The organism is Niameybacter massiliensis, assembly GCF_001282685.1.
Classification (GTDB): Bacteria; Bacillota; Clostridia; order Lachnospirales; family Cellulosilyticaceae; genus Holtiella; species Holtiella tumoricola.
This window is the reverse complement of sequence record NZ_LN875030.1, coordinates 88,280-113,553: the sequence shown is the minus strand read 5'-3', so window position 1 is coordinate 113,553 and position 25,274 is coordinate 88,280. Positions and strand designations below refer to the sequence as shown.

The 25,274-nt window shown below is 33.3% G+C and carries 22 protein-coding genes and 1 pseudogene; 3 read left to right on the top strand and 20 right to left on the bottom strand.

Annotated elements, in window-relative coordinates:
• Positions 1 to 213 precede the first annotated feature (213 nt).
• The 15 genes and pseudogenes from BN2390_RS00885 to BN2390_RS00810 form a co-directional block, all read right to left on the bottom strand.
• Entirely contained in the window at positions 214 to 897 is a 684-nt protein-coding gene (locus tag BN2390_RS00885) for a hypothetical protein (protein WP_053982477.1), read from the bottom strand.
• 77 nt (positions 898 to 974) lie between these two features.
• Entirely contained in the window at positions 975 to 1,676 is a 702-nt protein-coding gene (locus BN2390_RS00880) for a 5'-methylthioadenosine/adenosylhomocysteine nucleosidase (RefSeq protein WP_082238519.1), read from the bottom strand.
• Between the two features lie 149 nt (positions 1,677 to 1,825).
• Entirely contained in the window at positions 1,826 to 2,197 is a 372-nt protein-coding gene (locus BN2390_RS00875) for a hypothetical protein (protein WP_154668745.1), read from the bottom strand.
• 50 nt (positions 2,198 to 2,247) lie between these two features.
• Positions 2,248 to 3,168: a tocopherol cyclase family protein gene (locus BN2390_RS00870; RefSeq protein WP_053982475.1), complete on the bottom strand. Its 921-nt coding sequence runs from the start codon at positions 3,166 to 3,168 to the stop codon at positions 2,248 to 2,250.
• Between the two features lie 152 nt (positions 3,169 to 3,320).
• A pseudogene (locus BN2390_RS22430) lies at positions 3,321 to 5,109 on the bottom strand (acetyl-CoA carboxylase carboxyltransferase subunit alpha).
• A gap of 4 nt (positions 5,110 to 5,113) precedes the next feature.
• A complete protein-coding gene (locus BN2390_RS00855) occupies positions 5,114 to 6,472 on the bottom strand; it encodes an acetyl-CoA carboxylase biotin carboxylase subunit (protein ID WP_053982472.1) in 1,359 nt (452 codons plus the stop codon).
• A 13-nt stretch (positions 6,473 to 6,485) separates the two neighbouring features.
• On the bottom strand, positions 6,486 to 6,908 hold the full coding sequence (fabZ, locus tag BN2390_RS00850) for a 3-hydroxyacyl-ACP dehydratase FabZ (protein ID WP_053982471.1): 423 nt from the start codon (positions 6,906 to 6,908) through the stop codon (positions 6,486 to 6,488).
• Between the two features lie 11 nt (positions 6,909 to 6,919).
• Positions 6,920 to 7,360, bottom strand: a complete 441-nt coding sequence (gene accB / locus BN2390_RS00845; protein ID WP_053982470.1) for an acetyl-CoA carboxylase biotin carboxyl carrier protein — start codon at positions 7,358 to 7,360, stop codon at positions 6,920 to 6,922.
• A complete protein-coding gene (fabF, locus tag BN2390_RS00840; RefSeq protein WP_053982469.1) occupies positions 7,360 to 8,604 on the bottom strand; it encodes a beta-ketoacyl-ACP synthase II in 1,245 nt (414 codons plus the stop codon). Before fabF ends, accB begins: the two co-directional genes overlap by 1 nt.
• Positions 8,605 to 8,625: 21 nt before the next feature.
• Positions 8,626 to 9,369: a 3-oxoacyl-[acyl-carrier-protein] reductase gene (fabG, locus tag BN2390_RS00835; protein WP_053982468.1), complete on the bottom strand. Its 744-nt coding sequence runs from the start codon at positions 9,367 to 9,369 to the stop codon at positions 8,626 to 8,628.
• Positions 9,369 to 10,307: an ACP S-malonyltransferase gene (gene fabD / locus BN2390_RS00830; RefSeq protein ID WP_053982467.1), complete on the bottom strand. Its 939-nt coding sequence runs from the start codon at positions 10,305 to 10,307 to the stop codon at positions 9,369 to 9,371. Before fabD ends, fabG begins: the two co-directional genes overlap by 1 nt.
• 77 nt (positions 10,308 to 10,384) lie before the next feature.
• Entirely contained in the window at positions 10,385 to 11,314 is a 930-nt protein-coding gene (gene fabK / locus BN2390_RS00825; protein ID WP_053982466.1) for an enoyl-[acyl-carrier-protein] reductase FabK, read from the bottom strand.
• Positions 11,315 to 11,359: 45 nt separating this feature from the next.
• Entirely contained in the window at positions 11,360 to 11,584 is a 225-nt protein-coding gene (acpP, locus tag BN2390_RS00820) for an acyl carrier protein (RefSeq protein WP_053982495.1), read from the bottom strand.
• 76 nt (positions 11,585 to 11,660) lie between these two features.
• Positions 11,661 to 12,626 (bottom strand): beta-ketoacyl-ACP synthase III, encoded by a 966-nt coding sequence (locus tag BN2390_RS00815; RefSeq protein WP_053982465.1) that lies wholly within the window; start codon positions 12,624 to 12,626, stop codon positions 11,661 to 11,663.
• 16 nt (positions 12,627 to 12,642) lie between these two features.
• Positions 12,643 to 13,074, bottom strand: a complete 432-nt coding sequence (locus BN2390_RS00810; RefSeq protein WP_330373648.1) for a MarR family winged helix-turn-helix transcriptional regulator — start codon at positions 13,072 to 13,074, stop codon at positions 12,643 to 12,645.
• 177 nt (positions 13,075 to 13,251) lie between these two features.
• Here BN2390_RS00810 and BN2390_RS00805 point away from each other — a divergent pair, with 177 nt between their 5' ends.
• Together BN2390_RS00805 and BN2390_RS00800 are read left to right on the top strand one after the other, a co-directional pair.
• Complete coding sequence (locus BN2390_RS00805; protein ID WP_053982463.1) at positions 13,252 to 13,602, top strand: DUF5658 family protein; 351 nt, start codon at positions 13,252 to 13,254, stop codon at positions 13,600 to 13,602.
• An 80-nt stretch (positions 13,603 to 13,682) separates the two neighbouring features.
• Entirely contained in the window at positions 13,683 to 15,239 is a 1,557-nt protein-coding gene (locus BN2390_RS00800; RefSeq protein ID WP_053982462.1) for an ABC-F family ATP-binding cassette domain-containing protein, read from the top strand.
• A gap of 49 nt (positions 15,240 to 15,288) precedes the next feature.
• On the opposite strand, the gene BN2390_RS00795 is transcribed toward BN2390_RS00800, so the two are convergent.
• The 5 genes from BN2390_RS00795 to BN2390_RS00775 form a co-directional block, all read right to left on the bottom strand.
• Positions 15,289 to 17,994, bottom strand: coding sequence for a bifunctional diguanylate cyclase/phosphodiesterase (locus BN2390_RS00795; protein WP_053982461.1), 2,706 nt, complete (start codon positions 17,992 to 17,994; stop codon positions 15,289 to 15,291).
• A gap of 95 nt (positions 17,995 to 18,089) precedes the next feature.
• Positions 18,090 to 19,697, bottom strand: a complete 1,608-nt coding sequence (locus BN2390_RS00790; protein ID WP_053982494.1) for a CTP synthase — start codon at positions 19,695 to 19,697, stop codon at positions 18,090 to 18,092.
• A 122-nt stretch (positions 19,698 to 19,819) separates the two neighbouring features.
• A complete protein-coding gene (locus BN2390_RS00785) occupies positions 19,820 to 20,884 on the bottom strand; it encodes a methyl-accepting chemotaxis protein (protein WP_053982460.1) in 1,065 nt (354 codons plus the stop codon).
• Between the two features lie 33 nt (positions 20,885 to 20,917).
• A complete protein-coding gene (locus tag BN2390_RS00780; RefSeq protein WP_053982459.1) occupies positions 20,918 to 21,976 on the bottom strand; it encodes an undecaprenyldiphospho-muramoylpentapeptide beta-N-acetylglucosaminyltransferase in 1,059 nt (352 codons plus the stop codon).
• Between the two features lie 4 nt (positions 21,977 to 21,980).
• The gene (locus BN2390_RS00775; protein ID WP_053982458.1) at positions 21,981 to 23,144 is read right to left on the bottom strand and encodes an NAD(P)-dependent malic enzyme; all 1,164 of its coding nucleotides are present in this window, start codon (positions 23,142 to 23,144) and stop codon (positions 21,981 to 21,983) included.
• Between the two features lie 242 nt (positions 23,145 to 23,386).
• Here BN2390_RS00775 and asnB point away from each other — a divergent pair, with 242 nt between their 5' ends.
• Positions 23,387 to 25,222 carry an asparagine synthase (glutamine-hydrolyzing) gene (asnB, locus tag BN2390_RS00770; protein ID WP_053982457.1) on the top strand — a complete coding sequence of 612 codons (1,836 nt, stop codon included), beginning with the start codon at positions 23,387 to 23,389 and terminating at the stop codon, positions 25,220 to 25,222.
• Positions 25,223 to 25,274: the final 52 nt, after the last annotated feature.

Here is a 25,274-nt window from a genome sequence, read left to right as displayed (position 1 = left end):
TTTTTCCAAACCCTATTATAACCTATAATCTTTAATATTCCAATAAATGTAATAGAATTTTCATTTAAAAAAGACTTTTGCACGTTACTCCACATAATATTGCATAAATATTTATGCAATAACCTTTTTTGAATACCATCATTTAAACTCCTACTTATTTTATGGAGATAATATTTTTTCATACAAAAAAGCATTCTCTTTTTAGAGAATGCTTTATAAATCTATTTTGCTAAGTAATATCTTAATGTCTTCTTCATTTATCTGGGTCGCTTGAGGAAGCTTTTCATTTCCCATATGATATTGTTCTAACTCTGCCTCTAATTCCTCTATCCTTGCAAGTAGTGCCTTAACATCTTTTTGTTTATCTTTCCATTTCATTTCACTTGGATAAGTATTAATCATAAAATCTTGAATCTTAATAAAAAGTTGTTCTCTTTCTTCAACAATATTTTTAATAACCCCCATTAAGGAAATGATTAAGCATAAAATTGTACTTGCAATAATAAAGATAAAATTCTTAATAGAACTTCCAGGTGATTTACTCAAAATCTCTATAAATACTTGTATACTTAAGACTCCCCACATAACAAGCTTACTTTTAAGTGCAATATTTTGTATCGTAATATATGAAAATCTACCTATTCTCTTCTCATAAAAGGCATTTTGAACCATTGTTTCTACTTCAATGTTCTCTCCATTTTGAGCTTCAAAAACACGTTGGTACTTATCAATTAAATTACGTATAAAATCTATTTCACTTTCTGTTTTATAGGCCTTAGGATTAAGATAGACCTGAATACTCTTATTAATTTTTTCAAAATGATTTTGAAGCATACGCGTTGTAAATGTAACAATTAAAGCTAGTAAAGCATTTATCCCAAACAATACCCCTATCATATATACCCCCACTTAATTATACTTAACTATATTATACCATTTTTTTACATTAGCACAAGTACGTTGTATACACAATTCTATCCAACTTTTGTTACAATGCTTTCTATCATCTTACTTGCATTACGTGCAGCTAAATTAACAAATTCCTCAAAATTCATTTCTGCACCACTATTTGCTTTATCTGAAATCGCACGAATTACAACAAATGGAATTTTATTTAAATAACAAGTATGTGCAATTGCTGCACCTTCCATTTCTGCACAGTATGCTGTAAATGTTGTATAAATATCTTGTTTTACTTTAATACTTGCTACAAATTGGTCACCACTAGCAATGCGTCCTACCCAAACTTTATGTTCTTTAAGTACTTCATTAGCTGCATCTTTTGCTAATTCTACTAATTGGTTATCTGCTTCAAAGAATGAATTATCCATTCTTGGAATAACACCTTTAGGATCTCCAAAAGCTGTTGTATCCATATCATGTTCTACTGTATCACTTGATATAACTACATCTCCAATATTTACTTCTGGATGAAGTCCACCTGCAACTCCTGTATTAATGATGTAAGTTGGATTAAATCTATCTATTAAAATTTGTGTACATACAGCAGCATTTACTTTGCCGATACCGCATCTTACTACAATAACTTGTACATCTTTCATTGTACCTTCATAGAATTCCATCCCTGCTATTTGATGAACCTCTTTAAGTTCCATTTTTCTACGAAGTGATATTACTTCCTCTTCCATTGCTCCAATAATACCTATTATTTTCATTGATTTTCTCCTTCTAATTATATTGATTTCATTATACTATAAAATGACTTTATTCTTAAAGCATTTATTATGACTTTCCTCATTAAAAAAGGTTATAACAAAGCTATCTATCTCTGTCATAACCTATTTTTTAATTTTTTATTCCTAAATCATTGAAACATCTTTCCTATTAATATCTTTTTAAGAGTATTAATTACTTCTGCTTGATTTGTTTCCCAATTTGCAGCTATATAATCCATTTGATCAATTGCAACATCTATAACTGTATTAATCCATGTAATAATCTCTTGTGGCTGCATAAAAGAATCATAATAAATCGTTACAACTCCGGAAGTAAAATCTGGTTGTATCTCATTAATACCTTGTTTTAATTTTAGAAATTCATATATATAAGGTGCAAACTGTAAATAGTCTTCATTTAGTTTAGGTAAGTTATTTACCTTTATCTTTAATATCCCCGGGTCACTACTTACTAACTGCATCTTTAAATAATTTTTGATAAGTTGCTTTTTTAGGCTCATATAGGCACCCCCAATTACACGAAACATTCCTATTCACCTATTTATATGCTTTATAAACTGATTTTATGTCTAATATCTTCTACCTTACCTACTCTTTCGAACGCTGCCTGTTCACCCCTTAGCTCCGCCTTTAACTGTTCATTATAGTACATCTGAAGTTCCATTTTTCCATCTAATACTTCATACACAGTTCCTTTCATGGCACCTTTATTCGGTGCTTTTAGCATATGTCCCTTATCATAATAAGTTTTTATTCGTATAATTTCTTTACCCTGTCTAATACATACTTCTATACTATCTTCTTCCTTTGTTATCTGTTCAATTCTTGCTCCTGTATAGGTTGCAAAAATTCTTGTTTCATCCTCTATACTTATAACGCATAAAAATCCTCTGAAATTACATGCTAAAAATGGAATATCCGCTATCGCTAGCATAACTGATAAAGATGATTGAGTAAAATGATTACATTGCATCCAGAGATAGCTTTTAGGGAAACTATTTCCCCAATCCCTCTCAATATAACCTTTTCCATTTTCAAAGTTCATAAGGTTATCGTTAATTAATAGCTTCCCCCATAGGTTATGTCCCATAGAAAGTACATCATGATAGCACTCCATAAAAGGTATATATCCAAACGGTCCCATTAATCCCTTTTGTAATATTTTCTTAGGTAATCTAGTAAAGCTATCAAAATAGATAATTCCTTTAATATTAATAGAACCACTAATATTTAGATATATATAGTCTTCAGTAAAAATACTATTGCCTATCCGTAAACTAAAAGGACTTTCTTGATAGCTAAATGTCTTGATGTCATAAGGAATATAATAACTCTTAGAATCTCCATTTCTAATTACCTGGATAAATGCTTCTTCACCTTTCTCCCTAGCCTTACCTACAATGAATACAATTGTATTCTCCTGTGTATTGCACTTAAAATACCATCCTTCAAAATAACATCTATTATTCACTTTGACTACTCCTATTCCATTTTGATCTAACGTTTACAATACATCTACTTATTTAGAGTCTTGTCGGAATGGATAAGTCTTATGCTTTCTTTCATAAAAAATAGAGATTACTACATCTCTAAAGTCTGTTAGCAATCCCTTATAATAATTTTCTATTCAAAAAATGTCCCATACTTTCTAAAACGTTCATAACGTTGATTTACTAAGTCCTCTTCATTTATTCGGTTAAGTTCATCAAGCTGACTTATTAAATAGGTTTCTAACATTTTAGCTGCTTCTTCTGGTGCTTTATGAGCTCCTCCTAATGGTTCATTCACAATATTATCTATGATTTGACTTTCTAGAAGGTCTACTGCTGTAATCTTCATCATCTCAGCAGCTTCCCTAGCTTTACTACTATCTTTCCATAAGATGCTCGCAAAGCCTTCTGGTGAGAGAATGGAGTAGGTTGTATTTTCTTGCATAAATACCCTATCCGCTACACCAAGTGCAAGCGCACCACCACTTCCACCTTCTCCAATAACACCTGCAATTATAGGCGTTTTTAATCGTGCCATTTCCATTAAATTTCTAGCTATAGCTTCACCTTGACCACGTTCTTCTGCACCTAAGCCACAGTATGCTCCTGGTGTATCAATCAAACATACTACTGGTCTATGGAATTTTTCAGCTTGTTTCATTAATCTTAAAGCTTTACGATATCCTTCTGGATGAGGCATACCAAAATTTCTTTCGATATTTTCTTTAGCATTCTTTCCTTTGTTTTGAGCAATAATGGTTACAACATGCTCACCAATCTTACCAATACCACCGATAATCGCTTGATCATCTTTAAAACTTCTATCACCATGTAGCTCTACAAAATCTGTAACAAATTGATTGATATAATACATACTTCTTGGTCTATCCATCATTCTTGCGATCTGAACTTTATCCCATGCAGTATAATTATCAATAATTTCTCTTTCTAATTTTGTAGAAAGGGTTTCTAAACGCCTAATTTCTTCTGCTACATCTATATCATTACCTACTGATTTAAGATCATCTATCATCTTCTTTAAGTGTTCTAACTTTTTAGTATCCTCCATTACTTACCTCCTTTATATGCAGTTTAAGGAGTGTATAGAGTTCTTCCCTCATGTTCTTTCTTTCTACAATGCAGTCAATCATCCCGTGTTCAAGCAAGAATTCTGCTCTTTGAAACCCTTGTGGGAGTTTCTGTTTAATCGTTTGCTCAATAACACGTGGACCTGCAAATCCAACTAGTGCATTCGGTTCTGAAATAATAATATCACCTAGCATAGCAAAACTTGCTGTAACGCCACCTGTTGTTGGATTAGTTAATACGCTAATAAAAAGAAGACCTGCATCATCGTGCCTAGCAAGTGCCGCACTGGTTTTTGCCATTTGCATTAAAGAAAAAATTCCTTCTTGCATTCTTGCTCCACCAGAAGCTGAAAAAATAATAATAGGTAATTTATGATCCGTTGCGTATTCAATAGCACGTGTAATCTTCTCACCTACTACAGACCCCATACTTCCCATAATAAATCTAGGATCCATAACTGCTATAACTGTTTCAATTCCTTTAATCATGCCTTTTCCTGTTATAACAGCTTCTTTTTGTTCTACTTTTTTCATAGTAGTTTTAATCTTATCTTCATAACCTTCAAAGTCCATTGGATTTGCACTGGTCATATCTTTATCAAATTCTTCAAAGGTTTCTAAATCTATTAATTTACTAATTCTTCCATTTGGTGAAATAGGTAAATGATTACTACAACTTGGACACACTCCAATATTTGATATAAGATCAATTACATAGATATTTTTCTTACATTGAGGACACTTAGTATACATTCCTTTAGGGACCTCTGGCTTAGCTTGAGTAGTCTTCGTCCTAGCATACTTTTTCTGCCTACCAATAAGTGCACTTAACATACTACTACTCCTCTCCTAAAATAACCTCTAAATTCTTTTCAATAAAAGATGTATCAAAATGCCCTTTATCAAATTCTTTTGTATGAATTAAATCATATTGAAACTCTATATTTGTATCTATACCTTCAACTACAATTTCAGCTAATGCACGTCTCATAATACTTAGTGCTTCTTCACGATTATCACCATAAGCAATAATTTTCGCTAACATAGAATCATATGTTGGTGGCACATTGTATCCCGGATAAATAGCTGTATCTACACGTACACCTCTTCCACCAGGTAAATGAAGTTCTGTAATTTTACCTGCACAAGGTCTAAAGTTCATAGCTGGATTTTCTGCATTAATACGGCATTCTATCGCATGCCCTTTAATCTGAATATCCTCACTTGTAAAACTTAACTTTTTCCCTGATGCAATACGTAGTTGTTCTTTGATTAAGTCAATACCTGTAATCATTTCTGTTACAGGATGCTCTACTTGAATTCTTGTATTCATTTCAATAAAATAGAAATTCTTATCTTTATCTAGGATAAACTCTATTGTTCCTGCATTTTCATACTCTGCAGCTTTAGCTGCCTTAATAGCTGCTTTTCCCATTTCTTCTCTAAGTTCTTCTGAAATACATGGTGAAGGTGCCTCTTCTATTACTTTTTGATGACGTCTTTGCATAGAGCAATCTCTTTCTCCTAGATGCACTACATGCCCATATGCATCACCTAGTATTTGAAACTCAATATGTCGTGGTTCTACAATATACTTTTCTAAGTACATGCTGCCGTCACCAAAAGCAGATAAAGCTTCATTACTTGCTGTATTAAAAGCCTTTTCTAAGTCTTTTTCTTGCCATACAATACGCATACCTCGGCCACCACCGCCAGCTACTGCCTTTAAAATAACTGGATATCCTACTTCTCTTGCTAAATTTTTAGCTTCTGATACTTCTTCTATGATTCCATCTGACCCTGGAACTACTGGCACCTCGGCTTCTATCATCATCTGACGTGCTCTTGCCTTATCTCCCATGGCTTCAATCATTTCTGGTGAAGGTCCGATAAACTTAATATTGCATTCACGACATATACGTGCAAACTTTGCATTTTCTGATAAAAATCCAAATCCAGGGTGTATTGCATCTGCACCTGTTAAAACTGCCGCTGTTATGATACTCTCTATATTCAAATAACTATCTTTAGGTTGTGCTTTACCGATACATACAGCTTCATCTGCTAATTTGACATGTAAAGCATCTTTATCTGCTACCGAATAAACAGCAACTGTTTCAATACCCATTTCTCTACACGCACGCATAATACGTACTGCAATTTCTCCTCTATTGGCAACCAATACTTTATTGATCATTCCCTCACCTCCTTTAGCCTATGGCAAATGTAAGTTCAGCCTTCGCTACGACTTTACCATCAACTGTAGCTACAGCCTCTCCTATTCCAATTGGTCCTCTTTGTTTTACAAGTCTACACTCTAACTTCAAAGTATCTCCAGGTACAACCTTTTCTTTAAACCTTGCTTCCTTAATACCACCAAAGAAAGCTACTTTCCCTTTAAATTCTTCTTGTGAAAGAATAGCTATAGCGCCTACTTGAGCTAATGCTTCTATAATAAGTACACCTGGCATAACAGGAAGTCCTGGAAAATGTCCTTGGAAAAATGGTTCATTCATCGTAACATTTTTATATCCTACAGCTCCTTTGCCATCTTCATCAATCTCAGCCTTATCTACTAATAAGAAAGGATAACGATGAGGAATGATTTCCATAATTTCTTGTGTTGTTAGCATGTTATCTCTCCTTATCTAATACGAAACATAGGTTGATCAAACTCTACCATATCTTCGTTTTCTACTAAAATTTCTATAATTTCACCATCTTGGTCAGCTTCTACTTCATTCATTAGCTTCATAGCTTCAATGATACAAATAACATCACCTTTTTTAACTTTTGTTCCAACTTGAACAAACTCTGGTTGATCTGGTGCACTTGCTCTATAGAAAGTACCTACCATAGGTGATTTGATAAGGTGTCCTTCTACTTTCACCTCACCTTGTGGCTGTTCTGTAATATTAATCTGCGCTGTTGCTACTTGTGGTGCTTGGATCATTGGTGCTGAAGCTACTTGTATAGATGTAGAACGTTCAAGTTCTAATTCAAACTCTTGACTCTTTAGTTTAATACGAGTTAAATCACTATCTTTAAATTCGTTCATCAGTTCTTTTACAAGTTCAATATTCATTACGCTTCTCCCTTCCACTTTTTAAGTAAAACAGTGCCATTGTGCCCACCAAATCCTAATGAATTGCTTAATGCATATTCAAGCTTTACTTCTCTTCCTACATTTGGTACATAATCTAAATTACATTCTTCATCTGGCACTTGATAACCAATAGTAGCTGGAATAAATCCTTCTTCTAATGCTTTTGCAGTTGCAATAACTTCAATAGCTCCTGCTGCTCCAAGTAAATGTCCTGTCATAGACTTAGTTGAACTTATTGCTACTTTTGTATCTTCTCCAAACACTTTTTTAATAGCAAGTGTTTCAAATTTATCATTATATTCTGTGCTTGTTCCATGTGCATTGATGTAGCCTACTTGGCTTGGTGTAATGCCAGCTTCATTAATAGCCTCTTCCATAGCTCTTGCTGCACCTTCTCCTTCTGGATCTGGAGATGTAATATGATACGCATCACCTGTTGCACCATATCCTACAACCTCAGCAAGAATTTTTGCACCTCTTTTTGTAGCATGCTCCAATGTTTCCATTACAACAATCCCTGCACCTTCTCCCATAACAAAACCATTTCTTTCTTTATCAAATGGAATTGATGCACGCTTTGGATCTTCTGACTTAGATAGTGCTGTGAGCGATTGGAATGATGCAATTCCCATAGGCGTAATAGATGCTTCTGCTCCTCCAGCAAGGATTACATCATTTGTTCCTCTTTGAAGTGCTCTAAATGCTTCACCAATAGAATGCGTACCTGATGCACACGCTGTTACCATACTTGTGCAAATGCCTTTTGCTCCTGTATAGATTGCAACGTTTCCTGCACCCATATTTGAAATAACCATCGGAATAAATAAAGGTGATACACGTTTTGGACCTCTTTCAAAAAGTGTTTTCATACCTGTTTCGATAGTTCCTAATCCACCAATACCTGACCCTACAATAACACCTACTTTAGTTGGGTCCTCTTGCGCCATATCAATAGCAGCATTTTCTAATGCTTCTTTAGCTGCATAAATGGCATATTGTGAGAAAAGATCTAGTCTTCTTACTTCTCTTTTATCAATATATTTACTTGCATCAAAGTCTTTTACCTCTGCTGCTAATGTAACGTCATAGCCTTCAACTAAGTCAAATTTAGTGATACGATCAATACCACATACACCTTCTTTGAGGTTATTCCAAAATGCTTCTCCTGTATTTCCAAGTGGTGATACCACTCCAACTCCTGTAATAACAACTCTATTCTGCATAGTTTTCCTCCTTAATCAACATTACATTGCCATGCCGCCATCAACTTTGATGACTTCACCTGTTACATAACTAGATAAATCACTTGCTAAAAATAATGCTACATTTGCTATTTCTTCAACATTTCCAAATCTATTAAGTGGAATACCTTTAAGGGTATTTTCTTTAATTGTTTCTGGCAATTTATCTGTCATATTAGATACAATAAATCCTGGGGCAATTGCATTAATACGCAAATTTTTAGATGCAAATTCTCTTGCTGCTGACTTTGTCATACCTATTACACCTGCTTTTGAAGCAGAATAATTACATTGTCCAATGTTTCCATGTAGACCAACTACAGAAGACATATTAATAATGCTTCCACCTTTTTTCATCATGAAACGTGTAGCATGCTTCATACAGTTAAATACACCTTTTAAGTTAATGTTAATAACACTATCAAATTCTTCTTCTGTCATTCTAAGAAGAAGCATATCTCTTGTAATACCAGCATTATTAACTAAAATATCTATTGTACCAAAAGTATCTACTGTCACCTTCATAAGTTGTTTAGCTTGTTCAAAATCAGATACATCTGCCATAACTGCGATAGCTTCACCACCCGCCTCGATGATTTCAGCTACTATTTTTTCTGCTTCTCCTTTTGATCTCTCAAATGGATAATTAATAACTACCTTAGCACCATTATGTGAGAACGTACGAGCAACTTCTTTTCCAATTCCGTTGCTACTGCCTGTAATTACTGCTACTTTATCTTTTAACATTATTGTTCTCCTCCTAAAATGTTCATTACATTTGTGAGTGATACCATATCTTCTATATTAAGAACTTGAACATCTGATGAGATTTTTCCTACAAAATTACAAAGTGTCTTTTTAACACCGATTTCAATAAAAGTATCAAAACCATCATCTATAAGTTTTTCTATACTTTCTCTGAATCTAACTCCTCTTACAATTTGAAGTGGAATATTTTTCATAGCTTCATCTTTATTCATATAACCTGCTGTTACATTACTTACAATAGGTGTTGTTACTTCATTAAATATATGATTTGGAAGCTCTTCTTCTAAATGCCTTGCTGCATCGTCCATAAGTGGACTATGGAATGCACCACTAACATTTAGAGGCATAACGCGTCTTGCTCCCTTTTCTTTTAATAGAGGTGTTGCTTTTTCAATTGCTATTTTTTCGCCTGATATAACAACTTGCCCTGGGCAGTTATCATTTGCGACTACGAGTTCCAATCCTTCTTCTCGAATTAGTTGACATATCTCTTCTATTAATTCAATCTGAAGTCCAATAACAGCAGCCATACCTCCATCTTTCTCTTGTGCACATTGATCCATATACTGTGCACGTTTATCTACAATCTTTAAAGCTTCTTCAAAACTTAAAATGCCACTTGCCACAAGTGCACTGTATTCACCTAAACTAAATCCTAGTACCGCTTCAGGTACAATTCCTTGTGACACAGCAGCATTAAAGGCAGCAATACTTGTAGTAAAAAGTGCAGCTTGCGTATAACGTGTTTGATTAATAAGTCCATTTTTATCTTCAAAACATACTTCTTGAACATCCCAATCTAATATGTTTGAAGCATCATTGAAAGCCTTTTTGCTTTCTGTATAATTATCATATAAGTTCTTACCCATTCCTGGATATTGGACACCTTGCCCAGAAAATAAAAATGCAATTTTCACCTTTACCACCCTGCCTCTAGTTTGATTTTCAAAGTTTGAAATACAAAGTTTGTTTTTCAAAGTATTTTACATAAGTTTTATTCATTAATGTGTGAAAGTCTTCTGTTCTCTTTTGTCATGATTTCTTCAATTATTTCTTTTGCTGTCTGCTCTTCTTTTACCATACCAGCAATTTGTCCTGACATCACTGTGCCATTTACAACATCACCGTCAACAACTGCAATTCTTAATCCACCTGCTCCTAATGCCTCTAGTTCTTCTACACTTGCTCCTTCTTTTTCAAGACGTGTAAACTCTCTAGATAACTTATTTCTAAGTGCACGCACTGGATGCCCTGTACTTCTTCCTGTAACAACAGTGTCAATATCACTTGCTTTAAGTACACGTTGCTTATAATTTTCATGTACCGTACATTCTTTAGCTACTAAAAATCTTGTTCCAATTTGAACTGCTTCTGCACCTAACATCATAGTTGCTGCAAATCCTCTATGGTCCGCGATTCCACCTGCTGCAATGACAGGAATATTAACTGCATCTACAACTTGAGGTATAAGTACCATTGTTGTAAGTTCACCAATATGTCCTCCCGCTTCACACCCTTCCGCAATAACTGCATCAGCACCTTGTTTTTCCATTCTTCTTGCTAGTGCTACAGATGGGATAACAGGGATAACTTTAATGCCTGCTTCTTTCCACATATTCATGTATTTGCCTGGGTCGCCCGCACCTGTTGTAACAATGCTTGCACCTTCTTCAACTACAATCTTTGCAACTTCTTCTGCATATGGACTAAGCAGCATAATGTTAACACCGAATGGTTTATCTGTAATCTTTTTCAATGCTCTAATTTCATTTCTAAGCCATTCCCCTGGAGCATTACCAGCGGCAATAATTCCTAATCCCCCTGCCTCAGATACAGCGGCAGCAATAGCGTGGTCAGCGATCCACGCCATGGCCCCTTGGAAAATAGGATATTGAATATTTAACATTTCACATAGTCTGTTCATTGTTCAATCTCCTTATCTTGCCTAATTCTTGTAAAGCTCAATTAATTATTGTCTTTCTGTGATGTATTGAACTGCATCACCAACTGTTTTAATACCTTCAACATCTTCATTTGAAATAGAAACACCAAATTCATCTTCAAGAGCCATAACTACTTCAAATAAATCTAATGAATCCGCATCTAAATCTTCTTTGAAACGTGCTGTTTCAACAACTTCTGAAGCATCTACTCCTAATTTATCAGCTACGATTTCTTGTAATTTTTCTAAAATCATTTCTAATTCCTCCTAGAATTTAAATATAATTAATAAATTTATTTATCCTTAAAGGCCTAAAGCCTGTACGGAACTATTCCCATATAAGGAGCACACTGCCCCATGTTACGCCACCACCAAAACCACATAAAATAACAGGATCTCCTGAAGCTAATTGCTCTTGTAAATCATAAAGTGCCATTGGAACACTAGCTGATGATGTATTGCCATAATGCTGTAGATTCTTCACGAACTTCTCACTATCAACTTCTAGCTTCTTAGCTACACTATCCATTATTCTTGAGTTTGCTTGATGTAAAACAAAATACTTAATATCATCTATGTTATACTCTGTACCTTCTAATACCTTTTGAATACTCGTAGGTACTACTGTTGTTGCAAACTTATAGACAGCTCGACCATCCATAAACATATATGGACTAATACGCTCACTTTGTACACAACAGTTATTTAGAGGTATGCTTGGTAAAGTTAGACATTCGCTAAGCTCACCATTACTCTGAGTATAGATGTTAATTATGTTATTTTTATGATGTTTTTTAAAAATTGCTGCACCCGCTCCATCACCAAAAAGTACACAAGTACTTCGATCTTCCCAATCTACTGTTTTACTCAGTACTTCGGCTCCTATAACAAGTGCATATTCACATGAACCTACTCTAATAGCATCTGTAGCAAGCTTAGTCCCATAGACAAACCCACTACATGCTGCTGCAACATCAAATGCCGTAGCATTGACTGCACCTATAGCAGCCTGTACCCTACATGCCGTACTTGGCATAATATAGTCTCCAGTTATAGTTGCTACTATAATCATACCTATTTGTCTAGGGTCAACGCCTCCATTTTTAATAGCTTCTTGTGCTGCAGCAATTGCTAAATCTGTAGTAGTCTCTCCCTCTGAAATATGTCTTTCTTCTATTCCTGTCCGAGATTTAATCCACTCATCTGAAGTATCTACAATTTTTGAAAGGTCATCATTAGTCATATTACGTGCTGGTACTGCCTTTCCCATTGATAAAAGTTTTACACCGTACACGTTGTATCACTCCTTTCTATTTTTTTACAAGGTGATACTTTTCCTTAAAGAAATCTGATAATCTAGTAAGTGACTTAATGAGTACTTCATTATCTTCATTAGATAGACCTTCTATCATATGGTTAACCATAATTTGATGGAAAGCTTCATGTACTCTATGGGCCAATTTACCTTTATGGCTTAACTCAATTTCTACATATCTCCTGTCTTCCTCAGAACGTCTTCTTGTTACATATTCCTTTTTAACAAGTCTATTAATAGATGTTGTAAGTGTTCCTACTGTGATACCTAACTGGTCTGCAACATCTGTCATTGTCCTAGAACCTAGACCAATAGCTTCTAGAACATGCATTTCTGTAATCGATAAATCTTTAAAAGGTGATTCTTGTAAAGCTGCTTTTTCAATCGTTAAGATTTCATTAAAGAGCTGTACTAATAATTCATTCACTAACTTTGCAGTATTCTGCAAATCTCTCGCCTCCACTCATTATGTTTTATATTATACTTTGTATTTCAAATTATTTTATATTCAAAGTATATAGTTTCCTTTTTTACTTGTCAAGTGTTCCTTCGTTTAAACATTCCCTATTCTTGGCAATACTTATCTTTATAGGAGGTTTACCATATGCTAAAATCTATTACCCGTAACCCCTTCTTAGATTTAAGAAGGAAATTAACTCTACTTTATATTCTTAATGCATCTGATATTGTATTTACTTTTGGTCTATTAAAAACAGGTATGTTTGAAGAAGTCAACTCACTTATGATTAATATTGTCGATAACCCTTGGTTAAGTATCATTACTAAGCTTATTGTACCTGCTGCACTAATTATTTATATCTTATTAAAACTTGAAGAGTTGCCTGATAACAATCTTAAAATATGTAATTACTTCGTCAATACTGTTCTTATTGTTTATATCATCATAAATATCATGCATCTAAGTTATTTAGGTCTATTTCTGTTTACGCTCTAACTCCCATTTAATTCATTTTACTTTTTGTGACTTTTTTATTATCATATAGAAGTAAAACAACTAACCAAAGGAGACAATATATGAGCGTTTTAACCGTAAAAAATGTAACCCATGGTTTTGGTTCTCGTAGTATCTTAGAAAATGTATCTTTTAGACTTTTAAAAGGTGAACACGTTGCTCTTGTAGGAGCTAACGGTGAAGGTAAATCTACTTTCTTAAATATTATTACGAGTAAACTTATGCCTGATGAAGGAACAGTAGAATGGTCTAACCGTGTAACAGTTGGTTACTTAGATCAACATTCTGCCTTAACTCCAGGTACAACCATTCGCGATAACTTACGATTAGCTTTCGACAATTTATTTGCACTTGAACAAGAGATGCTTGGACATTATGAAAAAATGGGCGATTGCTCAGATGAAGAAATGACCAAGTTAATGGAAGATGCAGCTGAAATCCAAAACATCTTAGATACAAGTGGTTTCTATATTATTGATTCAAAAATAGAAGAAGTTGCATCAGGACTTGGACTTGGCGATATTGGATTAGACAAAAAAGTAGATGAATTAAGTGGTGGGCAACGTACAAAGGTTCTTCTTACTAAACTTCTTCTTCAAAATCCAACTATCCTTATCCTAGATGAGCCTACTAACTACTTAGATGTTAATCATATTGAATGGCTTAAACGTTACTTACAAAATTATGAGAATGCATTTATCCTTGTATCTCATGATATTCCTTTCCTTAATGATGTATGTAATCTTATCTATCATGTAGAGGACTGTGAATTAACACGCTATGTTGGTAACTATGATGAATTCCTTCGTCTTTATGAACTCAAAAAACGTCAGCAAGAAAAGGCTTATGAACGTCAACAAAAAGAAATTGATAAACTTGAAGACTTTATTGCTCGTAATAAAGCACGTGTTGCAACAACTGGTATGGCAAAAAGCCGTATGAAACAGCTTGATAAAATGGAAATGATTGAAAAACCAAAAGAAAAAATCAAGCCTACTTTTAACTTTAAGTTTTCTAAGGCACCAAGCCGTTTCTTAATTGAAGCACGTGACTTAGTTATTGGTTATGATGAGCCACTAACTCGTCCACTTAATTTTAACATCGAACGTGGTAAGAAAATCGCTATCTGTGGTGTTAATGGTCTTGGTAAATCAACTCTTCTTAAGACCCTTTTAGGTATCTTAAAACCTATTAGCGGTGAAATCGAATTTGGTGAAAATGTAGATATCGGATATTTTGCTCAAGAGGATTCACGTGATAATAATAATACTGCTCTTGATGAGCTTTGGAATGAATACCCTTCACTTACAAATCATGAAGCTCGTTCTGAACTAGCTAAATGTGGTCTTACAACTGATCATATTACTAGTCCTATGAAAGTATTATCTGGTGGAGAGAATGCCAAAGTTCGTTTATGCAAAATCTTATTACAAGATTTAAATCTACTCGTTCTAGATGAGCCTACCAACCATTTAGATGTAGATGCTAAAGATGAATTAGAACGTGCCCTTAAAGATTTTAAAGGTACTGTAATTCTTGTATGCCATGAGCCATACTTCTATGAAAGCTTTATCACTGATGTATGGAATGTAGAAGACTGGACAACAAAAATCATCTAATAAAAAGTCCTTAGAAGAATGTCTATCTCTTCTAAGGACTTTTGCTATCTTATATAATATTTTCTATCGTTTTATTTAAATTATAATGTTCTATACATTTATCAAAGAGTTTTTCTTTTAATGGTTGGCTTATGTAGTATCCTTGTATCAAGTCACACGCTATACCTCTTAGAATTTCTACTTGAGGCTTTTCCTCTATACCTTCACATACTACTTCTAAATTTAAAGTATGTGCTAGGTTAATTAATGTCTCTACGATAGCTAAAGATTTATTATCATCTTCTATCTTAACTAACAAAGATCTATCTATTTTTAAAGTATCAATAGGTAGCATCTTGATATGATTAAATGAAGAGTAGCCTACCCCAAAGTCATCTAATGCAATTTTCACACCTAATAATTTGAGTGCATTTAAGATTTTAACGATATATTGCGGATAATCTAAAACCTCATCCTCTGTAACTTCTATTTTTAAAGCACTTGGATTCAAATTATATTTAAGTAAAGTACTTCTGATGATTTCAACACAATTAGGGTGTTTTAGTGAACGATATGACATATTGACTGATATAGTAAATTCTTCTATTCCTCTTAAACGCCACTGCTTACAAAACTCACATGCTTTATCTAAAATTTTATAATCAATTGCTATAATATCACCTGTTTTTTTAGCAATTGGAATGAATCGATCTGGTACAATAACTTCTCCACCCTTTTCCCATCTTACTAGAGCTTCTGCCCCAATAATTTTATCATTTCTAATATCATAAATAGGTTGATAATATGGTATAAATTCTTCATTTTTAACTGCATCTTTTAATGAAGCTTCAACTTCTAATTCTTCCATCATAGTATCTGTAAAAATATGAACACTATTTCCACCACTATGCTTACTTTTATACATAGCAATATCTCCATATTTAAGTAAAGTATTAACATCTAGTGCTTGTTGTGGATATATACTTACTCCAATACTTACTTTAATATCAAAATTATAAAGTGCATATTTAAAACGTTTATTAACTAATTGAATAATATCTTCTCCATATTTCATAGTATCAGTAGGGTCATATACCCCCTCTCTAACAACTATAAATTCATCTCCACCTAACCTCCCAATACACACATTACTACTTGCTAATTTCATTAATTCATTTGCTACATGATGTAATACCTTATCTCCTTCTCTATGACCTACTGTGTCATTTAAAGTTTTAAAATTATCTAAATCCATAAAATAAATAACAAATGGTTTATTAATACGTTTTAAAGAATGTAAATATTGATATAGACTAAACCTATTTTTCAACTGTGTAAGCGAATCATATTCTGCTAAATACTTCATTTCTTCTGAAAAACGTTTGAGTTCAGAAACATCATTTACAAGGATTGTAAAATAACCTTTTTCTATAATATTAAGTGTTAAGTCTACCCATTTATCCTCTCTTAATTTTATTTGATTAAAAACTATAGGTTTATGTGTATCATTAATTTGGCATAATACATCACTTAAATTAATCTCACCTATATATGTATTATTAATAAATTCACTAAACTTCTTACCTAACATTTCAGCTCGGTTTACATTCATTAATTGACTAAGAGCATCATTAAACTCTTCACATATGGCATCTAGAATACGTCCTTGTTCATCTCTCTCAATTCTATAATATGCAAACCCATTAGTCATAGTTGTTAATACACCACTATACTTTGCTTCTTTAGATCTAATATAATCATTTGCCATCTCAAGTGAATCAAACATTTCATTAATATCTTTTTCCAATGTACCAATCTCATCATCTATTTGATCAATTATAATTCTCTCTGAAAAATTTTTAGAAGTCTTAATGCTATTAATCCCTCTATTAATATTAACAATACGCCTTACAACAAACCTTTCAATAATCATTGCTAAAATAAAATTAATCACTATACATAATGCAATAAGAATAGTTGTAAACATATCTATATTTCTCTTGGTCTCTTGTTTCACTACAAGTGGCTCTGTAACTCGTATATAAAATTCTTCTTCTATATGGCTACCTAATAGTTGATAATAGGATGCTATATTATCATCATTGTAGATTAGCATGAGTTCTTGGTCACCCATCGGTTGTATTTTAGATATTCTATTTCTATCTAGTTCTTCAACAAGTTTAATATTTTTACCCATAGACTCTTCAATACTCGTTAATAATTGTTGATCTATTGCTTTTACACCTACAAAATAGCCTATTATTTCATTATTAACGTTATTTTTAAGCGTACTAATCCCTATCCAATAAACATGTTTTTCGGTACTTAAAATATCTTGTATAAAAGTTTTGTCATCATCTATTAAATCTAATACTAATTCTTGAATATATACTTTTTCTACTTCTGAAATTGCATGTTTATGTTCAAGTTCATATGTCTGCTTAATCTTTAAATTGGGTTCTATTAATATCTTATATTCTATTCCATCTGAAGCAAATTTTTTATAAAGCCCTAACTCTTCCATAAAATTTACATCATTTTTATCATCTAACTTTTCTATCATCTCAAGTATTGATGCATATTCTTTAACTTTTCCAACAAACTTTCCTTTTTCCCCTTCAATCCTGTTTATGACTCCACTACTGATACCTGTAATACGTGTTAACTCACCCTGATAAAGATAATCCACCATAATATTGGAGGATACTAGGTACAGAATAATTGTTAATACTGTCATTACCGTAAATATGGCTGCAATCTTCAAAGACAGCTTCATACCCTTTGCCCCTCCTAAAAAAACTCTAGTATAATTAATATATTAATTATACTAGAGTTTTTTAATTTACAAAATATTTTATTTAAAAATAATGTTTAAAAATCTGTTTTTTTAGTAGATGCTTCGACAAAATTTAAGAACAATGGATGTGGTCTATTAGGTCGAGATAAAAACTCTGGATGGAATTGACTTGCCACAAACCATGGATGATCTCGCAACTCTATAATTTCTACTAATTTATCATCTTGTGATGTTCCAGCAATAACTAAACCTTTTTCTTCTAATAGTTCACGATATTTATTATTAAACTCATAACGATGTCTATGTCTTTCTTCTACATTCTTTTGTTTATATGCATCGTAAGCTAATGTTCCTTTTTTAAGTTTACAAGGGTATACCCCTAATCTCATGGTTCCACCTAAATCTTCAATCCCCTTTTGATCTAGCATTAAATCTATCACTGGATATGGAGTTTGTGGCATAATTTCTGAACTATGTGCATTTTCTAGTCCTGCTACATGTCTAGCAAATTCAATAACTGCACATTGCATTCCAAGACATATACCTAAGAATGGCACCTTATGTGTCCTTGCATATTGAATAGCTATAATCTTTCCTTCTATCCCTCTATCACCAAAACCACCAGGTACTAATATACCATTGCTATCTTTAAGAAGATCTTGTGCAGTCTGTTCATTAACCTCTTCAGCATTTATCCATAATATATCTATATCTACACCGATTGCTATACCTGCATGTTTTAAAGATTCTACTACTGAAATATAAGCATCATGTAATTCTACATACTTCCCTACTAATGCTATTTTTACCTTTTTATCTATACCTGCTTCTTTATCAATAATTTCTTGCCACTCTACCAAGTTAGGCTTTTTATCTGTAAGACCTAATTTTTTGCATACAATTTTAGCTAAACCTTCTTCTTCTAACATAATAGGTATTTCGTACAATGTTTTAGCATCTAAATTTTGAATAACGCAGTCATAATCAATATTACAGAAAAGTGCAATCTTCTTCTTCATATCTTCTGGTATTTCATGTTGAGTACGGCACACCACAAGGTCCGGTTGAATCCCTATTGAAAGTAGCTCTTTAACAGAATGTTGAGTAGGTTTACTCTTCATTTCACCTGATTTTTCTAAGTAAGGAATAAGGGTAACATGAATATAAAGTACATTTTCATGACCAACCTCTGAAGCTACCTGTCTAATAGCTTCTAAAAAAGGTAAGCTCTCTATATCTCCAACGGTCCCCCCTATCTCTGTAATAACAACATCCCTCTCAGCCCCTATTTTACCCACTCTATAAACACATTCCTTAATCATATTGGTAATGTGAGGAATTACTTGTACTGTTGCTCCTAAGTAATCTCCTTTTCGTTCTTTATTCAATACTGACCAATAGATTTTACCTGTTGTTACATTACTATACTTATTTAAATTCTCATCTATAAACCTCTCATAATGCCCCAGGTCTAAATCTGTCTCCGCTCCATCTTCTGTAACAAAAACTTCCCCATGTTGATATGGACTAATTGTTCCTGGATCAATATTAATATAAGGGTCAAATTTCTGTATAGTTACTTTTAACCCTCTTGCCTTCAGTAACCTTCCTAAGCTCGCAGCTGTTATTCCCTTTCCTAAACCAGAAACAACACCACCTGTCACAAATATATATTTTGTCATACTCACAACCTCACTTACATATATTTTCCTCTTATTATGAGTAATTGACATTTTATTCATACCTCTTAAATACCATTTAATAATAAAAGAGGGCATTACACTTGTGTAATGTCCTCTTTTACCTATGCATTCATTATTTTTAATTGCTTTAATTGTTGGATCATAGCTTCTGTTTGATTCATTGTCTCATTAATGTGTCTGAAAGACTGTTGAATATCACTTCCACCTTCTATTAAATGTTTTACTTCATTAATCAATTGTGATACTGCCTCTCCACTTTTCGAAATACCTATAACTTGGTATTCACAACCCTCAATGTATTTATCTAAATCATGTACTAAACCATTCACATTTTTCATTTGTTGTTGTACATCTAATATGGTATCTTTATCTTCTTTTATGTTATCTACCATTTCATTTAATTTTGATTCTACATTAGCAATACCATTTGTTGTTACTACTACTTCTTCGCTTGTTTTAATAGATGCTTCTTCAAATGAACGTAAAAATCTATTCATATCATCCAATAATTCTTTAGTTCCATCTGATAACTTTCTAATCTCTTCTGCTACAACAGCAAACCCACGTCCTGCTTCCCCCGCACGTGCCGCCTCAATTGAAGCATTAAGAGCTAGTAAATTAGTTTGTTCTGCAATTCCTGCTATGCCTGCCATATTAGTTGATACATTTTTTACTGTTTCAATAAAAGTATCCACTTGTTGTTTCATAAAGGAGGAGTTCTCTCTAATTGCTTGAATATCTGTAAGAATAGTATTAATGAGCTCTTCATTATGAACTGTTTTTTCTACAGATGTATTGATTTTTGAACTTGCACTTTCTAGTACTTCTTTGATAGCTTTGTCATTTTCTTTAAAGGCTTCATAACCATCTTTAAATGTTCTAATTTCTTTTATTGTAGAACCATTTTTTTGCTCTAAATCTATCATACATGAATTAATTTCAGTTAAATCACTTCCGATTTTTTGCTCTAATGCCTCTAATTCTAATTTTACTGATACTCTATTATCTACTGCTTCGTAGACAGCTTTTTTAAGGCTTAGTATCTCTTCTACCGTCTCACTTTTTAAAAGCATGCTCTTTTTTTCTTGAAGTTCTTGAATCAGTTCTTCTAATTGACCCTCTGCAAGTTTTTTCATCATTTCAACATCTGTTTTTTTTCTAAACATATTTATCCCCCTGATTGTCTAATATTTAAATAGTTATTTGTACTTTCTAATTTCTGTCATTACTTTTTCAGTACCACTCATATTCATTGCTTTTTTCATAGCATCTTTATAAGTATTAATATTTTTATATAACTCTTGGATATTATTAATTAAGGAATCTTTAGTAAGTGCTTCTTCTTCTAGCACAAGAGAATAACCTTGTTTTTTCATAGAATCTGCATTTAAAATTTGATCGCCCCTACTTGCATTTTGTGAAAGTGGAATAAGTAAATTGGGAATCTTAAGCGCTACTATTTCTGCTAAAGCATTGGCTCCAGCTCTTGAAAGCATCATATCTGCCATAGCAAATAGATGTGGTAGTTCATCACTTACATATTCAAATTGATAATAGCCCTTTGTACCCTTTAAATCTTCATCTACATTATTTTTCCCACATATATGAACTACATTAAAGTTGTTTGTAAGTTCACTTAAAGCTTCTCTTAAACATTGGTTAATTTTAACTGATCCTAAACTTCCACCCATCATAAGTAATACAGGTTTATGATCTGTAAAGCCACATAATTTTCTACCTTGCTCTGCACTACCTTTAAAAAGTTCTTCCCTAATTGGTGTTCCTGTCATGACACCTTTATCACCAACATATTTAAGTGTCTCTGGGAAGTTTACACAAATCACTTTAGCACCTTTTGATGCTATTTTATTTGCTAATCCTGGCGTAATATCCGATTCATGAATAATAACAGGTATGCCTAATAACTTAGCTGCTAATACTACTGGAACTGTAACAAATCCACCCTTTGAAAAAACTACATTAGGTTTTATTTTTTTAAGTAAGCTATATGCATCAAATAACCCTTTAACTACTTTAAAAGGATCTTTTAAATTTTCAAGTGAAGCATATCTTCTTAACTTGCCTGAAGAAATACCATAGTAAGGAATATTTTCTTTTTCTATAAGTTCTTTCTCTATTCCATTCTTACTTCCTATATATTGAATATTCCATCCTTCTTTTTGTAAGATTGGAATAAGTGCAATATTAGGTGTTACATGTCCTGCTGTTCCGCCACCAGTTAAAACTATCGTCTTCAATCTATTATGCCTCCTTATTTGCTACACACTTCACAGCTTCTGCTACGCAATCAGCTACACCTTCCGCAAAGGCCTGAGGTAAGATGCACTCTGGACCAAGTTCGTCTTCTCCTACCATACTAGCAATAGCATAAGCCGCTGCTAATTTCATATCTTCTGTAATTTGACTTACTTTTGCTAAAAGTGCTCCTTTAAATATACCAGGGAATACAAGTACATTATTCACCTGATTTGGAAAATCTGATCTACCCGTTCCTACAACTAGTGCACCTGCTGCTTTTGCTTCATCTGGCATAATCTCTGGAGTTGGGTTTGCCATTGCAAAAATAATAGCATCCTTATTCATTAATTTTACCATATCTCCAGATACAATATTTGGGGCAGACACGCCAATAAATACATCTGCACCTACTAATGCTTCTTTTAAACTACCTTTAAGTCTCTCTGCATTTGTTTCTGCTGCTAACTCTTGTTGAGCCCAGTTCATCCATTCCTCGCCTTCACACAATACACCTAGTTTATCAACTACTATTATATTAGTAAAACCTGCTTTTAATAACAGTTTTGTAATAGCAATACCTGCTGAGCCTGCCCCATTAACAATTACTTTAACAGTTTCCTTTTGCTTATTCGCTACTTTAAGTGCATTAGGTACACCTGCTAAAACTACAATGGCAGTACCATGTTGGTCATCATGGAAAACTGGAATATTTAACTCTTCTTTAAGCCTTGCTTCAATTTCAAAGCAACGAGGTGCTGCAATATCTTCTAAATTAATACCACCAAAAGTTGGTGCGATTTGTTTAACAAACTTAATAATTTCTTCTGTATCTTTTGTATCAATACAGATTGGTACAGCATTAATACCTGCAAATTCTTTGAATAGAACTGCTTTTCCTTCCATAACTGGCATAGCAGCTTCTGGCCCTATATCACCTAATCCAAGCACAGCTGTTCCATCAGAAATTACTGCTACAGTATTGCCTTTCATTGTGTACTTATAAACATCTTCTTTGTTTTCTTTAATCTTTCTACAAGGTTCTGCTACTCCTGGTGTATACGCTACAGCTAAGTCTTCCTTACTATTTACTTTAGCTTTTGATACAATTTCTAATTTCCCTTGCCACATTTCATGCATTTGTAATGCTTTCTTATTAATATCTGTCATATGCTCTCCTTCGTATAATTCCCTAATACCTGATATTTTTAGCCATAATAATACTTTTATAATACTCTTTTTTTTTCTAATTCGCAACTTAACACTTTTTTCTTTTTTATACTTAATTTCTTTTTATAAAAACCTGGTTTATTATGCGAGATTACGGCAATACTTTACTCAGAGTTCATTGCTTTTACACGTAATGTATGGTAAAGTTTTTATGTATTATTTTAAGAAAGGAGCCCTTACATATGTGTGGTTTTTGTGGCTTTGTAGATACAGAACTTGAAGATAAAAAATCAGTCCTCACAGGTATGATGAATAAAATTATACACCGTGGACCTGACAGTGACGGGCAGTTTATTGATGAATCAGCTGCTTTAGGATTTAGACGTTTAAGTATCATCGATTTAGAAGAAGGTTCTCAGCCTTTATACAATACAAATAAAACTTTAGTGCTTACTTTTAACGGTGAAATTTATAACTATCAATCAATTCGTGAAACACTTATTCAAAAAGGTTATGAGTTCAAAACTCATACTGACTCTGAAGTACTTGTTCATGGTTATGATGAATATGGTACAGACTTACTCTCTCATTTACGTGGTATGTTTGCCTTCGTTATTTGGGATCGTGAAAAACAAACACTTTTTGGTGCCAGAGACTTCTTCGGTATTAAACCTTTCTACTATTATAAAGAAGGTAACCGCTTTGTTTATGGTTCTGAAATTAAATCTCTTTTAGAACATCCAGCTGTAAATAAAGAACTTAATGAAGAAGCACTTGAAAACTATTTAACATTCCAATACTCACCTACAACTGATACATTCTTCAAAGGTATTTCAAAATTACCTCCTGCTCACTTCTTTACTTTTAAAGATGGCGTATTAGATATAAAAAGATATTGGGAACCTACATTCATCGAAACAGAAGGCTCTCTAGATGAATATGTTGATATGATCGACCAAACTATGAAAGAATCTATCCAAACTCATAAAATCAGTGACGTTGAAGTAGGTTGTTTCTTATCAAGTGGTGTTGATTCAAGTTATGTAGCAAGCTGTTTTAAAGGTGATAAAACCTTTACTGTAGGTTTCGATAATGAGCAATATAACGAAATTAGCTACGCCAAAGAACTTTCTAAAGAAATTGGTATTGAGAACTTCCACAAAGTCATTACACCAGAAGAGTACTGGGGTTCACTTACAAAAGTTCAATATCATATGGACGAACCTTTAGCTGACCCTGCTGCTGTTGCGCTTTACTTTGTAAGTGAACTTGCTAGCAAACATGTTAAAGTAGTTCTATCTGGAGAAGGTGCAGATGAACTTTTCGGTGGCTATAATATCTACAAAGAACCTGTAGATAATGCTAAATATCACACTTTACCACAAGGTCTTAGAACATTCCTTGCTAAATTAGCAAAAGCTCTTCCATTTAGCTTTAAAGGGAAAAACTATCTCATTCGTGGGGCTCAAACGATTGAAGAACGTTTTATCGGAAATGCATACATGTTCTCTGTAGATGAACGTAAAAAACTTCTTAAAGTTTCAACTCCTGCTAAGGATCCAACTACTCTTACAGCACCATTCTATGCAAAAGTTAAAGATAAATCTGATGTTACTAAGATGCAATACTTAGATATGCATATGTGGCTAGCTGGAGATATTCTTCTTAAAGCAGATAAAATGAGTATGGCACACTCTCTTGAACTTCGTGTACCATTCTTAGATAAAGAAGTATGCCGTCTTGCAACAAAGATTCCTCTTCGTTACCGCGTTAATAAAGAGAATACTAAGTATGCGATGCGTCTAGCTGCTAAACGTAACATGCCTGCAGCTACTGCTAATAAGAAAAAGCTTGGATTCCCTGTACCAATTCGTGTATGGCTTAAAGAAGATAAGTACTATAATATCGTTAAAGAAGCATTTACTAGCGCTCCTGCAAGAAAATACTTCAATGAAGATATGCTTATTCATATTTTAGATGAACATAAAAATGGTCATAAAGATAACAGCCGTAAAATTTGGACAATCTTTATGTTCCTTGTATGGTATAACCAATACTTTGGTGAGGCTACTGCCTAAATAAAAAGACGACTTTGATTAAAATCAAAGTCGTCTTTTTTGTTATTATATT

What these genes read in the sequence shown, in the direction of transcription:
- BN2390_RS00885 (WP_053982477.1), bottom strand. Translation starts at nt 897, where the DNA reads ATGATAGGGGTATTGTTTGGGATAAATGCTTTACTAGCTTTAATTGTT.
- BN2390_RS00880 (WP_082238519.1), bottom strand. Translation starts at nt 1,676, where the DNA reads ATGAAAATAATAGGTATTATTGGAGCAATGGAAGAGGAAGTAATATCA.
- BN2390_RS00875 (WP_154668745.1), bottom strand. Translation starts at nt 2,197, where the DNA reads ATGAGCCTAAAAAAGCAACTTATCAAAAATTATTTAAAGATGCAGTTA.
- BN2390_RS00855 (WP_053982472.1), bottom strand. Translation starts at nt 6,472, where the DNA reads ATGATCAATAAAGTATTGGTTGCCAATAGAGGAGAAATTGCAGTACGT.
- fabZ (WP_053982471.1), bottom strand. Translation starts at nt 6,908, where the DNA reads ATGCTAACAACACAAGAAATTATGGAAATCATTCCTCATCGTTATCCT.
- accB (WP_053982470.1), bottom strand. Translation starts at nt 7,360, where the DNA reads ATGAATATTGAACTTGTAAAAGAACTGATGAACGAATTTAAAGATAGT.
- fabF (WP_053982469.1), bottom strand. Translation starts at nt 8,604, where the DNA reads ATGCAGAATAGAGTTGTTATTACAGGAGTTGGAGTGGTATCACCACTT.
- fabG (WP_053982468.1), bottom strand. Translation starts at nt 9,369, where the DNA reads ATGTTAAAAGATAAAGTAGCAGTAATTACAGGCAGTAGCAACGGAATT.
- fabK (WP_053982466.1), bottom strand. Translation starts at nt 11,314, where the DNA reads ATGAACAGACTATGTGAAATGTTAAATATTCAATATCCTATTTTCCAA.
- BN2390_RS00805 (WP_053982463.1), top strand. Translation starts at nt 13,252, where the DNA reads ATGCTAAAATCTATTACCCGTAACCCCTTCTTAGATTTAAGAAGGAAA.
- BN2390_RS00800 (WP_053982462.1), top strand. Translation starts at nt 13,683, where the DNA reads ATGAGCGTTTTAACCGTAAAAAATGTAACCCATGGTTTTGGTTCTCGT.
- BN2390_RS00795 (WP_053982461.1), bottom strand. Translation starts at nt 17,994, where the DNA reads ATGAAGCTGTCTTTGAAGATTGCAGCCATATTTACGGTAATGACAGTA.
- BN2390_RS00790 (WP_053982494.1), bottom strand. Translation starts at nt 19,697, where the DNA reads ATGACAAAATATATATTTGTGACAGGTGGTGTTGTTTCTGGTTTAGGA.
- BN2390_RS00785 (WP_053982460.1), bottom strand. Translation starts at nt 20,884, where the DNA reads ATGTTTAGAAAAAAAACAGATGTTGAAATGATGAAAAAACTTGCAGAG.
- BN2390_RS00775 (WP_053982458.1), bottom strand. Translation starts at nt 23,144, where the DNA reads ATGACAGATATTAATAAGAAAGCATTACAAATGCATGAAATGTGGCAA.
- asnB (WP_053982457.1), top strand. Translation starts at nt 23,387, where the DNA reads ATGTGTGGTTTTTGTGGCTTTGTAGATACAGAACTTGAAGATAAAAAA.